Genomic DNA, 12,083 nt, shown 5'->3' on the forward strand with positions numbered 1-12,083 from the left:
GGCCGAGTGGGATGTGCGGGAAGGATGGGACCTGCGGACGGGAGCGAGTCATGCCGTCCTCGCCCCGCGCGGGGTGGCGAGGCGCTGGGCCAGCAGCAGGGCCAGATCCAGCATCAGCGCGAGCGCGATCACCAGCAGGGAGCCGGCGATCATCTGCGGATAGTTCTGGGAGCCGAGGCCCTGGAAGATGTACCGGCCCAGCCCGCCGCTGCCGACATAGGCGGCCAGCATCGCGGTCGCGACGACCTGGACGGTCGCGCCGCGGAACCCGCCCACCAGCAGCGGCATGCCCAGCGGGAGCTCGACCCGGGTGAGGATCTGCCATTCGGTCATGCCCTGGGCGCGCGCGGCATCGACGGTGGCGGGATCTGCGGACTCGATGGCGGAATACGCCCCGGCCAGCAAGGACGGGATCGCGAGGATCACGAACGAGAGCAGCGGGGCGGTGAGCCCGATCCCCACCAGCAGCGCGAACAGGGTCACCAGGCCCAGGGTGGGCAGGGCGCGGGCGGCGCCGGCCGCGGCCACGGCGAGGCCCTTGAAACGGCCCGTGTGGCCGACGTACAGGCCGACGGGCACCGCGAGCAGCGCTGCCACGAGCACCCCCAGGGCGGTATAGCCGAGGTGCTCGAGCGTGCGCAGGGGGATGCCGCCCGGACCGGACCAGTGCGCCGGGTCGGTGAGCCAGGCGAGGGAGCCGACGTAGGGATTTCCGGTCATGCTCTGCGCACCTCCCTCTGCCGGGTCCAGGGCATCACCGCGCGGCCCAGCAGCACCAGCAGTGCGTCGGTGAGCAGCGCGAGGGCGGCGGTGACGACGATCCCGGCGGCGATCTCCGCGACGATCCCGCGTCGTACACCGTCGACGAACAGCATGCCCAGGCTCGGCACGCCGAGCACCCCGCCGACGGTGACCAGCGAGATGGTGCTCACCGCGACCACGCGCACCCCGGCCAGCAGCACCGGACCGGCCAGCGGCAGCTCGACCCGGAGGAACCGAGCGGCCGGCGCGTAGCCCTGGGCGGTCGCGGAGCCGAGCACGTCCCGGCTCACCGAACGGAAGGCATCCGAGGCGGTGGGAACCATCAGCGCGAGCCCGTACAGGGACAGCGCGATCGAGATGTTCACGGGGCTGCGCACGCTGGTGCCGATCAGGCCCGGCAGCAGCACGAACAGTGGCAGCGAGGGGATCGCGTACATCAGGGAGGAGGTGGTGGTCACGGAGGTGCGCAGCCAGCCGCGGGCGTTGGCGAGCTTCGCGAGCGGCAGCGAGAGCAGGAACGCCACGAGGATCGGCGGCAACGCCTGGAGGAGGTGAGCGCCGGTGTAGCCGCCGATCACCTCGAGGTTCTCGAGCACCCAGTTCACGAGGGCCGCTCCCCCATCGGGCCGTCGCCGGCGCGTCCGGCCGTCTGTGCAGCGAGCACCCCGGCGGGCCGCCCGTCGGCGTCGACCACGACGTCGCGGCCGTCGACGCGTTCGATGTGGAGGGTGCGGGCGCCGCGGTCCGCGCCGACGAAGCTCGCGACGAAGTCGTCGGCAGGATCGGCGAGGATCTCCTGCGGGGTGCCGACCTGGGCGATGATCCCGCCGGGCTTCAGGATCACCACGCGATCGCCGAGCAGGAACGCCTCATCGATGTCGTGGGTGACGAAGACGATGGTCTTGCGCAGCTCGTGCTGGAGGCGCTGCAGCTCGCGCTGGAGCTCGTGGCGCACGATCGGGTCCACGGCGCCGAAGGGCTCGTCCATCAGCAGGATGTTGGGGTCGGCGGCGAGGCCGCGCGCCACGCCGACGCGCTGCTGCTGGCCGCCGGAGAGCTGGGAGGGATAGCGCCCGGCGAGTGCCGCCTCCAGCCCCACGGTCTCCATCAGCTCGTGCGCGCGCTCGCGGGCCTCGCGCTTGGCGGTGCCGCGCAGCACGGGCACGGTGGTGATGTTGTCCAGCACGGTGCGGTGCGGGAGCAGGCCCGAGGCCTGCATGACGTAGCCGATGCTGCGGCGCAGCTGGACGGGGTCCAGGCTGGCCACATCGTCGCCGTCGATGTGGACGCGTCCGGAGGTGGGGTCGACCATGCGGTTGATCATCCGCATCAGCGTGGTCTTCCCGGAGCCGGAGGAGCCGACCAGCACCACGGATTCGTGGGAGGCGATCTCGAGGTGGAAATCCTGCACGGCGAGCGTCCCGCCCGGATATTCCTTCCGGACGTTCTCGAATCCGATCACGGGGCCTCCCAGAGGGGGTCGGGCCGACGAGCTGTCACTGCCGGAAGGCCCAGCCTACCGAGAGCGCCCGACCGGTGGACGACACGGCCGGAAGCAGACCGGCTGGTCGGCGCGCAGCATTCAGGTCACCAGCGCAGCGATCCGCGGGCGCACCGAGACGCTGAGGTCGTGGCGATGGACCACGAGCGCCTGGCCCTCCCCCACCTCGAGGTATCCGGTCTGGGGGATCCCGGTGGAGGCGACGATGACCCGGTCGGCATCGATGCGATAGCGCAGCGAGTAGTTGTCCGCGGTGTGGTGGGGCCGGGCCTGCGCGGGATCGGACTGCTGGTAGGCGATTAGCAGGTCCGGGGTCATGTACAGGCAGTTCAGCGCCTCCGGCACCCTGGTCCCGTGCTCGAGGCTCAGCGCGGTGATCTCCGCGGCGGCGCGCTGCACGGCGGTCGCGGGGTCAGTGTCCCGGGCGTGCAGCTCGATCAGCGAGAAGTAGAGCTCGGAGTCAGTGGTGCCCTCGGGGGTGCGGCCGCCGCGGGCGAGCACCGCCTCGCCCAGGCCCTCCGGCAGGTCGAACTGGCCGTTGTGCGCGAACACGGTCTCGCCCTCGCGGAAGGGGTGGGTGTTGTCGATCCGCAGCGCCAGACCCGGGCTCGCCTTGCGCAGGTGGATCAGCATCATCGGGCCGGTCGCTGAGCGCACCGCCTCGCGATAGGCGGCGGATTCACGCGCCACGTCCAGGTGCCGACGGATCCGCGGCCGACGGGGGTTGGGCAGCGGCATCGGCCGGGCATCGCTCGCTTCAGCGTCGGCCGGCCTCTCACTCCCGCCGGCCGCACCGGACCCCTCCGGCGAACCAGCCCCATCGGCCGCCTCGAACCAGGCCACCCCCCAGCCGTCGCTGTGCACCTCGGACTGCGCGGTGAACGGCTCGATCTCCTCCGCGACCGCGCGATCCAGGGAGATGGGCTCACGGGAGACGACACCGAGCAGACGGCACATGCACAGACCAGCTTTCGAGTGGTGGAGGGAAGACGGCGCTCAGTGCGGCGCAGGGCTCAGCTCGATGCGGCGCGGGCCTTCATCCGCGCATCGAGCACGAGCGCGATGCGGGTGAGCAGGAAGTTGATGACGATGTAGATCAGCGAGACGACCAGGTAGGTCTGCACCAGGTAACGGGTGATCGAGACCAGCGTCTTGCCCTGGAACTGCAGCTCGTTGTAGCTGACCACATAGCCGAGCGTGGAGTCCTTGAGCAGGGTCACGAGCGCCAGGATCAGGCTGGGCAGCACCAGGCGCACCGCCTGCGGCAGCACCACGGAGAACATCGCGTCACGTCGGCTCAGCCCGATCGCCGCCGCGGCCTCGTGCTGGCCGATGTCCACGGCCTTGATGCCGGCGCGGAACACCTCTGCGGTGGAAGCGCTGGAGACCAGGATCATCGGGATCACGAGCATCCAGAACCGTGGGAAGGTGACGCCGAAGGCGGGCAGGGCGAGCAGGAAGGCGTAGACCACCAGCAGCATCGGGATGCCGCGGAAGAACTCGATCCAGGTGATGGCCGCGCCGTTGAGCAGCGAGAAGCGTGAGATCCGCGCGAGCGCCAGCAGCAGTCCGAAGGGGAAGGCGACCACCGCCGCGATCGCGGTCACCTTGAGGGTGCCCCAGAGGCCCTGTCCGAGGAATGCGAGGTAGTCCACCCGCAGGTAGACGATCCACTTGTTCGGGTCCAGCTGACCGTTGGCGTGGAACTGCCACAGCGCTCCGGCCAGCAGCGCCGCGATCGCGAGCATGCTGAGGACCGACAGCAGCAGGATGCGGCGGCGGCCCTTCGGACCGGGGGCGTCGAAGAGGACCTGGGTGGCGGTGCTGGACGTGGCTGTGCTCATCTCCCCATCTCCTCCCGCTCGTTCCTCGCAGTTCGTCGACCGAAGGTGGTGCTCATGCCTGTGCTCCTGCCGTGACGTCCAGCGTGGTGCGGGACTGTGAGCGGGAGGCACCCTTGGACGGTGCCACGGCCCGTTCGATCACGCCGCCGAGCGCCGCACCGCCCAATGACATCCCGAGGTAGACGGCGCCGGCGACCAAGAACATGACCACGGCCCGCCCTGACTGGATGTTCAGGGTCTGGGTGACCCAGGTGATCTCGCTGACCGCGATCGCCGAGCACAGGGCAGAGCCGATCACGGTGCCGATGAAGACGTTCACCAGCGGCTGGACCATGGAGCGGAACGCCTGCGGCAGCACCACGAAGCGCAGCGTGCCGAAGAAGCCCAGCCCGATCGAGCGCGCCGCCTCGGCATGCCCGATCGGCACCGTGTTGATGCCCGAGCGCACGTTCTCGCACACGAAGGCGGCCGAGGAGAGGGTCAGCCCCAGCACGCCGCACCAGAAGTACGGCAGCAGCAGGCCGACGTCCGGCAGTCCGAAGGCGATCAGGATCAGCAGGCTCAGCAGGGGGATGTTGCGGAAGATCTCGACATACACCGCGGACCCCCAGCGCAGCGGCGGGATCGGGCTGACCCGGAAGATCGCGAGCACCGTGCCGAGGATCAGGGCGAAGCCGTAGCCGAGCACCGTGAGCGCGACGGTAAAGCCGATGCCCTGCAGCAGCAGCGGAAGATTCTCCGCGAGCAGGGCGACGCTGTCTCGCAGGTACTGGATGATCCCGTCTGACTCGTCCATGGGGTGCCTCTCGGTGCGGTCGGGGGCCGACGGGGATCGCCCGGCATGGGCGATCCCCTTCCGCGCGGAGGGCGGTCGGCGTCGTCAGAGGCTCAGGGAGCCTCCGACGGATCAGGCGGGGAGCTCGCCGGGGACGGGCGGCTCGGGGGCTTCGCCGTCGATGACCTCGCCGACGGTCGAGGTCCACAGCTCCTGCCAGGTGCCGGAGTCGATGATCTCCTGCAGGAAGGTGTTGACGAAGTCAACGGCATCCTCGCTGTCCTTCGACAGGCCGATGCCGTAGGGATCGTCCACGAAGGGCTCGCCCACCACGGTGACCTCAGGGTCCGCGGCGGAGTTGCCCAGCAGCACGCCCTGGTCAAGGACGTACGCGTCCACGCGGCCCTGCTTGAGCGCGGCGACGCAGGACTCGTTGTCCGGGAGGGTCTCGACGCTCTCGGGATCCGTCACGAACTCCTCGATGGCCTGGATCCCGGTCGAGTTCGCCTGGGTGACGAGCTTGAGCCCGGTGAGGTCCTCGGGGCCGGCGATCGTCTCGGCATCCTCGGTGCGCACCTGGATCGCGGTACCGGAGAGGTAGTACGGCCCGGCGAAGTTGATGACCTCGAGGCGCTCGGGGGTGATCGAGTAGGTCGCGATCACGCAGTCCACGGTGCCGTTCTGGACGAGGGTCTCGCGGGTCTCGACGGTGGTGTCGATGTACTCGACCTTCTCCTCCCCACCCTCGCCGAGGATGTACTTGGCCAGCAGCTGGGTGATTCCGGCGTCGAAGCCGGTGGGCTGCCCGCCGGAGACGCTGGCCAGCGAGAACACCTGGTTGGCGACGGTGCCGCCGCGCACCAGCTGGTCCTTGTCCTTGATGGCGGTGGCCCAGGGGCTCGCGGCGACGGCGTCGTCCGCGGCGATCGGCCCGGAGGCGATCACGTCGCCGGAGCCACCGCCCTCGCCGCCGCCGTCGGAGGCATCGGAGTCGCCGCCGCCGAGGTCGGGGCCTGCGCCGGTGTCGGTGGAGCAGGCGGCGAGGCCGAGCAGCGGCAGGGCTGCGGCGGCGGCGACGACGGCGCGGCGGCCGGGTCGGAAGCTGGTGGACGTCATGGTTCTCTCCATTTTTTGAGCTGCTCCAGAAGGAGCGGCGGGTCAGGTCCGGCAGGTGCCGGAGGTCCGCTGTCGCGGTGGTCGGTGGGGATCCTGCTCGGATCTGCGGGCTCGGGGGGTGGGTTCGGGGGCGGGCCTCGCCGGGCGCCGGGTCAGTGGGCGAGGATCTTGGACAGGAACGCCTTCGCCCGCTCGCTGCGCGGGGCGGTGAAGAACTCCTCGGGGTCGCCCTGCTCGACGATCTCACCCTGGTCCATGTAGACCACGCGATCGCAGACGTGCCGGGCGAAGCCCATCTCGTGGGTGACCACGAGCATCGTCATGCCCTGCTCGGCGAGTTCGGTCATCACGTCGAGGACCTCGTTGATCACCTCGGGGTCCAGCGCCGAGGTGGGCTCGTCGAAGAGCAGCGCCTTGGGCTTCATGGCGAGCGCGCGGGCGATCGCGACTCGCTGCTGCTGGCCGCCGGAGAGCGCGGTGGGCAGGGAGTTCGCCTTGTCGGAGAGGCCGACGCGCTCGAGCAGCTCCATCGCCTGCTGATCCGCCTCGGCCTTGGACACCCCGCGCACCTTCCGCGGACCGAGGGTCACATTGTCGATCGCCTTGAGGTGCGGGAAGAGGTTGAAGCTCTGGAACACCATGCCCACGTCGGCGCGCAGCCGGGTGAGCTCCTTGCCCTCCTCGGGCAGGAGCTCTCCGTCGATGGTGATCTCGCCGGCGGTGATGGTCTCCAGGCGGTTCAGGCAACGGCACAGGGTCGACTTGCCGGAGCCGGAGGCGCCGATCAGCGCGACCACCTCACCGCGGTGGATGTCCAGGTCGATGTTCTTCAGCGCTTGGAAGTCGCCGAAGAACTTGTCCACGCCGCGCGCGGAGATCAGGGGCTCACCGATCGTCGTCGACCGCGACGTCGACCGCGAGCGGGCGCGCGAGGACCTGGACGCCGGTGGCGCCGCGGGGGTGCCTCCGGTGGTCCCGTCGGGCGTCCCGCTGCGGGGCGTCTCCGGGGGCGTGCTGCTCTCGTTCATCCTTCGAGAATGCGGCGCTCGGCGACATCTGTCCACATCCTGGGTCGAGTGTTCGCATGTCGGAACGTATTCGTAACAGTGAGCCATCCGAGGTGATGCTCCGCACGCCCTGCTCCCCGCCCGCTCCCTCGGGACCGAGGCTCACCTGCTCAGCAGCTCCTGGTCGCTGCGGGGCAGCTCCTGCCCCGCAGCCCAGGTGCGCCGCTCAGGCCCGGTACGCGCCCTGGTAGACCGCATCGAACGGGGTCGCGCCTTCCTGGCGATGCTCGATCGAGCTGGTGACCACGGCCTTCGCGGTGCGAGCGGCCTCGAGCGGGGTCGCACCCTTGGCGAGCTCGGCGGTCACCGCGGCGGCCAGGGTGCAGCCGGCGCCGGAGACCCGGTGCTCGCCGATCTTCGGGCTGCGCAGCTCGACGGTCTGCTCCCCGTCGTAGAACACATCCACCGCGTCGTCACCCTCGAGCACCACGCCGCCCTTGGCCAGCACCACCACGTCATAGATGTCGTGGATGCGGCGAGCGGCCTCGGTGAGGTCCTCGACGGACTCGATGCGCTCCATCCCGGAGAGGGTCAGCGCCTCGAAGTGATTGGGGGTGACGAAGGTGGCCAGCGGCAGGATCTTCTCCTTGAGCGCATTGTCGGTGTCGAGCGCGGCACCGGGCTCCTGGCCCTTGCAGATCAGCACCGGGTCCAGGACCACGTGGGTGAAGGAGCGCTCGGCGAGCGAGGCGGCGACGGTGTCGATCGTGGTCGGGGTGCCGAGCATGCCGATCTTCACGGTGTCGATCTCGTGCACGGCAGTGGTCGCCTCGATCTGGTCCGCGATCACCTGCGGGTCGACCGGCACGAAGCGGTGCGCCCAGTTGTTCTTCGGGTCGAAGGAGACGATGCAGGTCAGTGCCGCGGTGCCGAAGGTGCCCAGCTGCTGGAACGTCTTGAGGTCGGTCTGCGCGCCGGCGCCGCCGGTGGTCTCGGAGCCGGCGATGGTGAGGGCGACGTGAGTCATGGGGGCCTTCCTTGGAGGTGTCGTGGCGGTGCCGTGCGCACGTGGCCCGTCAGACGTGACGAACCGGGCCGACGCAGCGGCGGTGACCGCGCGCTCCCAGGGCTCGGAACCCGGTGGGTCCCGCCTGCCCGTCGCAACGGTCGGGCCGCGCGCTCCCAGGGTCCGGGGCGCCTGTGAGTTCGCTCCGGCCCGTCGCAGCGGCCGACCTCCGATGGTAACGCCTCGGGTACAGTGCCGCTCGTGCTGACCCCGGACTCGACGACGGAGAAGAACACTCCGTCCCCCTCCTCCCCGGGGACCGCTGCGCCTCGAGGAGCCGTGCGCCGCGGGGCTCCGGGACTGCTGGCGGAGCATCTGGGTCCCACCCTGAAGTTCCTGCTGGTGGGCGGGGTGGTGTTCCTGCTCGATGCCACGATGTACAACCTGCTGGTGTTCTGGCATCCCACGCACGGCTGGGGTGAGGGGCTGATGCACGCGAGTCCGCTGACGGCGAAGATCATCGCCATCGCCATCGCGTCCTGCCTCACCTACCTCGGCAATCGACTGTGGACCTTCGGAGACCGGCCGCGGCCGGACACCGCCCGCTCAATCATGATGTTCATCCTGATCAACCTCATCGCGACCGCGCTGCAGCTGTCCTGCCTGGGGTTCTCCCGCTACGTGCTGGGACTGGACTCGGTGCTCGCGGACAACATCTCCGGCACCCTGATCGGCCAGGTCGTCTCGACGTCCTTCCGCTACATCACCTACGGCCGCTTCGTCTTCCCCCGGCGCTGAGCCATGACTGCGCTGATCGCTCTTCCTGTGCTGATAGCTGTTCCTGAGCCGGTGGTTGATCCTGCGCCGGGGCTGATCCTGTGCTGATGACTGCTCCCGCTCCCCTGCTCGCCGCAGGGCCCTCCTGGCCGGGTGACTGGTCCACGTTCTGGCCGGACATGGTGATCGGCTGCATCACGGGCCTGATCATCGGTCTGGCGCTGTGGCTGCTGGAGATCTGGGCCAACCAGCGCCATTCCCGCAAGGTCGCGCGCCGGGTCTCGCTGCGCATCGTGCAGCCACTGCTGCTGGTCCTCCAGCGGCCGACGTACACGCAGGGCTTCAGCGAGATCGCCGTACTCCCCCGCAAGCACCGCGCTGCACTGACCCTCATCGAGCAGTCCGACCTCGATGACTGGCACGAGGAGCTCGCCACCGAGCTCACGGAGACGCTGCGCGACTATCGCGGTCGGCTGTGGAACCTGCAGGCCGACGCCGATGACCTCGAGCAGGCCGTCGAGCGCTGGTTCACCGTGCACCGCACCGCGCCGGTGGTGCGGGAGTGGGTCGAGGCCCGGCTGCTCGGCGCCAGCGACGACTACCTGCGCGCGATGGTCCGCGCCGAGGACGACTACGACACGATCGCCGCCGCCGGCGACCAGATCGTCTCCAGTCGGCTGGTGCGCAAGCATGCCCGCGCCTACGGGCAGGCGCTGCGGAAGGCGGATCGCACCCGGCAGGACCTGATGCCGATCCTGATCGAGAACGTGCGGCGACGCTCGAACCGCTGAGGGCCCGCTGCGCCCCTGCGGGTGGCGCTCTCTGTCAGCACCCTACGGTGCACTCTGTCTGCACCCTCCGGTGTTCTCCACCTGTGCCCCGGTGGTCCTCTCTGCCGGCGGTTCTCTCTGCCGGCGGTCCTCTCTGTCAGACTCGGGCACATGGAGATCTCAGGCCCCTGGACCCGTGCCACCGCCGCTGCCGGGCTGCTGAAGGACGGCGTGGCCCGCCCCACCGTCTTCGCCCGGATGTCGGCCCGCGCCGCAGAGCACCGAGCGCTGAACCTCGGCCAGGGCTTCCCCGATGACTCCCCGCCGCCGGAGGTGGCCGAGGCCGCGGTCGCAGCGATCCGCGAGGGCAGGAACCAGTACCCGCCCGGTGCCGGGGAGGCGGTGCTGCGCGAGGCGATCGCGGAGCATCAGGCCCAGTGGTACGGAGTGAACTGGGATCCCGCCACCGAGGTGCTGGTGACCACGGGCGCGACCGAGGCGCTCGCCGCGACGATCCTGGCGCTGGTCGAGCCGGGGGACGAGGTGATCACGCTCGAGCCCTTCTACGACCAGTACGCGGCGGTGATCGCCCTGGCCGGCGGGGTGCACCGCACGGTGCCGGTCACCTCCCGTCCCGCCTCCGGCTCTGGCTCCGACGCCGCGCCCGACGCCGGCTCCGGTCCTGGCTCCGATGCCGACGCTGGCTCGGGCGATCTAGTGCTGGATGTCGACGAGGACGCGCTGCGTGCGGCATTCTCTGACCGCACCCGTCTGGTGCTGGTGAACACCCCACATAACCCCACCGGGCTGATGCTGTGGGTCGGCGCGCTGCAGGCGATCGTCGACGAGGCCGTCGCGCACGACGCGCTGATCGTCACCGACGAGGTCTATGAGCACCTCACCTTCGGTCCCGCCCACCTGCCGATCGCGACCCTGCCCGGGGCGCAGGACCGCACCATCTCGATCTCCTCGGCGGGCAAGACGTTCTCGGTGACGGGCTGGAAGATCGGCTGGATCACCGCCCGTCCCGAGCTGATCACCGCGATCACCGGGGTGAAGCAGTGGCTGACCTATTCCTCCGGAGCACCCTTCCAGCCTGCGGTGGCGGTGGGGCTGGCGATGCCGCCGTCGGCCTTCCACGATCTCGCCGCCGATCTGCGCGAGCGCCGGGACCTGCTCACTAACGGGTTGCGTGAGATCGGCTTTCGGGTGAGCGTGCCCGAGGCCGGATACTTCACCGTCGCGGACGCGGGCCCGCTGGGAGAGCCCGACGCCGACGCCCTCGCCGACCGCCTGCCCGCCGAGGCCGGGGTGGTGGCGATCCCGCTGTCCGCCTTCTACCGCGACGGGCAGGCCGGCGAGGCGAGCGCCTACCTGCGGATGGCGTTCTGCAAGTCCCGCACCACGATCGAGCGGGCCCTCGAGCAGCTCGATGCCTGGGCGGCGCCGCGCCGCTGAGCGATCAGCGCCGCCCGGTCAGCTGACGGCCGCCCACGCCGCTACCTCGCTGCAGGCCGACGTGGCCTTGACGGTCAGTGCTCCAGTCAGGCGGCCTTCACCCAGGTGTCGTCGGCGCTGAAGTTCCACAGCGGACGGACGACGAAGCTGCCGGCCTTCACCTCATCCACCGGGACGATGATCCCGTAGTCCCAGCTCCCACTATCGCCGTCGTTGAGGGTGTCGACGTAGATTCGACTCTCCGGAGTCAGCGCGCCCTCGTCCGAGTAGGTCCCGCCGGCCTCGCTGCGGTACTCGAGGCTGAGCAGCAGCATCGGCTCCGCCGAGTCGTCGCCGTGATAGGTGACCGAGACCGGGACCAGGATGTAGGTCTGGTTCTCGGAGACCTCGGTGTTGGTCGAGCTGGACGCCATCACCGCCTCCGTCGCTTCCCAGTTGATCTCGCCGATCGTGATGTCGAGGGTGCCGCCCTCCCCATCCTCGAGCGTGAACTGCTGGCCGAGCGCGTACGGGCTGTCCTCGGTGCCGCCGCCGTCACCGGCCGGGGCCTCCGAGGGCTCCTCGCTGGGCTCTTCCGACGGTTCTTCGCTGGGCTCTTCCGAGGGCTCCTCACTCGGCTCCTCGGACGGCTCCTCACTGGGCTCCTGCGTGGTGGTCTCGCCACCTCCGGTGGGCTCTCCACCGCTGCGGGTGAACAGGAAGATGCCGCCGCCCACCACGATCAGCAGCAGCGCGAGCACTGCGCAGCCGGCGCAGATGATGATCGGGAGCTTGTTGGACTTCTTCGGGGGTGCGCCCTGCGGTGCGAAGCCCTGCCCGCCGCCGTCCCCGAAGCTCGGAGCGAAAGAGGGGTCCTGCCCGTATCCGGCGTTCGGGGAGGCCTGGTCGTAGCCCTGCTGGCCGTAGCCCTGCTGGCCGGATCCGGCCTGGTCCTGGCCATAGCCCTGCGACGGCTGCGACGGCGAGCCGTAGCCGCCCGGTGCGGGCTGCTGGGCATGGGAATCGTCGGACGGGGGCTGGCCCCATCCGTTCTGCGGTGGCTGCGACATGTTCTGCTCCGACGCCGG

At 70.1% G+C, this 12,083-nt stretch carries 13 protein-coding genes; 3 read left to right on the forward strand and 10 right to left on the reverse strand.

Annotation, left to right across the window (positions count from 1 at the left end):
* Window positions 1-48 precede the first annotated feature (48 nt).
* The 9 genes from ACT3SQ_RS00065 to ACT3SQ_RS00105 all read right to left on the reverse strand — a co-directional run bounded on the left by ACT3SQ_RS00065 (window position 49) and on the right by ACT3SQ_RS00105 (window position 8,032).
* On the reverse strand, window positions 49-720 hold the full coding sequence (locus ACT3SQ_RS00065; protein ID WP_299303133.1) for an ABC transporter permease: 672 nt from the start codon (window positions 718-720) through the stop codon (window positions 49-51).
* On the reverse strand, window positions 717-1,367 hold the full coding sequence (locus ACT3SQ_RS00070; protein WP_442332469.1) for an ABC transporter permease: 651 nt from the start codon (window positions 1,365-1,367) through the stop codon (window positions 717-719). The genes ACT3SQ_RS00065 and ACT3SQ_RS00070 overlap by 4 nt, the downstream gene beginning before the upstream one ends.
* Window positions 1,364-2,224, reverse strand: a complete 861-nt coding sequence (locus ACT3SQ_RS00075; protein ID WP_441444543.1) for an ABC transporter ATP-binding protein — start codon at window positions 2,222-2,224, stop codon at window positions 1,364-1,366. Before ACT3SQ_RS00075 ends, ACT3SQ_RS00070 begins: the two co-directional genes overlap by 4 nt.
* A 120-nt stretch (window positions 2,225-2,344) precedes the next feature.
* Window positions 2,345-3,220 (reverse strand): class II glutamine amidotransferase, encoded by an 876-nt coding sequence (locus ACT3SQ_RS00080; protein WP_441444544.1) that lies wholly within the window; start codon window positions 3,218-3,220, stop codon window positions 2,345-2,347.
* Between the two features lie 56 nt (window positions 3,221-3,276).
* The gene (locus ACT3SQ_RS00085) at window positions 3,277-4,107 is read right to left on the reverse strand and encodes an amino acid ABC transporter permease (RefSeq protein WP_441444545.1); all 831 of its coding nucleotides are present in this window, start codon (window positions 4,105-4,107) and stop codon (window positions 3,277-3,279) included.
* A 52-nt stretch (window positions 4,108-4,159) separates the two neighbouring features.
* Entirely contained in the window at window positions 4,160-4,903 is a 744-nt protein-coding gene (locus tag ACT3SQ_RS00090) for an amino acid ABC transporter permease (RefSeq protein WP_299303144.1), read from the reverse strand.
* Window positions 4,904-5,014: 111 nt separating this feature from the next.
* On the reverse strand, window positions 5,015-5,998 hold the full coding sequence (locus tag ACT3SQ_RS00095; RefSeq protein WP_444502164.1) for a glutamate ABC transporter substrate-binding protein: 984 nt from the start codon (window positions 5,996-5,998) through the stop codon (window positions 5,015-5,017).
* A gap of 152 nt (window positions 5,999-6,150) precedes the next feature.
* Window positions 6,151-7,026 carry an amino acid ABC transporter ATP-binding protein gene (locus tag ACT3SQ_RS00100; protein ID WP_444502163.1) on the reverse strand — a complete coding sequence of 292 codons (876 nt, stop codon included), beginning with the start codon at window positions 7,024-7,026 and terminating at the stop codon, window positions 6,151-6,153.
* A 205-nt stretch (window positions 7,027-7,231) separates the two neighbouring features.
* Entirely contained in the window at window positions 7,232-8,032 is an 801-nt protein-coding gene (locus ACT3SQ_RS00105) for a hydroxymethylpyrimidine/phosphomethylpyrimidine kinase (RefSeq protein ID WP_299303149.1), read from the reverse strand.
* A 240-nt stretch (window positions 8,033-8,272) separates the two neighbouring features.
* Here ACT3SQ_RS00105 and ACT3SQ_RS00110 point away from each other — a divergent pair, with 240 nt between their 5' ends.
* From ACT3SQ_RS00110 to ACT3SQ_RS00120, 3 genes are all read left to right on the forward strand, one after another.
* The gene (locus ACT3SQ_RS00110) at window positions 8,273-8,809 is read left to right on the forward strand and encodes a GtrA family protein (RefSeq protein WP_444502162.1); all 537 of its coding nucleotides are present in this window, start codon (window positions 8,273-8,275) and stop codon (window positions 8,807-8,809) included.
* Between the two features lie 86 nt (window positions 8,810-8,895).
* Window positions 8,896-9,579 (forward strand): hypothetical protein, encoded by a 684-nt coding sequence (locus ACT3SQ_RS00115; RefSeq protein ID WP_444502161.1) that lies wholly within the window; start codon window positions 8,896-8,898, stop codon window positions 9,577-9,579.
* Between the two features lie 150 nt (window positions 9,580-9,729).
* Entirely contained in the window at window positions 9,730-11,016 is a 1,287-nt protein-coding gene (locus tag ACT3SQ_RS00120; RefSeq protein ID WP_444502160.1) for an aminotransferase class I/II-fold pyridoxal phosphate-dependent enzyme, read from the forward strand.
* A gap of 86 nt (window positions 11,017-11,102) precedes the next feature.
* Here ACT3SQ_RS00120 and ACT3SQ_RS00125 read toward each other — a convergent pair whose 3' ends face one another.
* Window positions 11,103-12,065 carry a hypothetical protein gene (locus ACT3SQ_RS00125; RefSeq protein WP_441444551.1) on the reverse strand — a complete coding sequence of 321 codons (963 nt, stop codon included), beginning with the start codon at window positions 12,063-12,065 and terminating at the stop codon, window positions 11,103-11,105.
* Window positions 12,066-12,083: the final 18 nt, after the last annotated feature.

The sequence above is a fragment of the Brachybacterium sp. AOP42-C2-15 genome (assembly GCF_052377065.1).
Taxonomy (GTDB): Bacteria; Actinomycetota; Actinomycetes; order Actinomycetales; family Dermabacteraceae; genus Brachybacterium.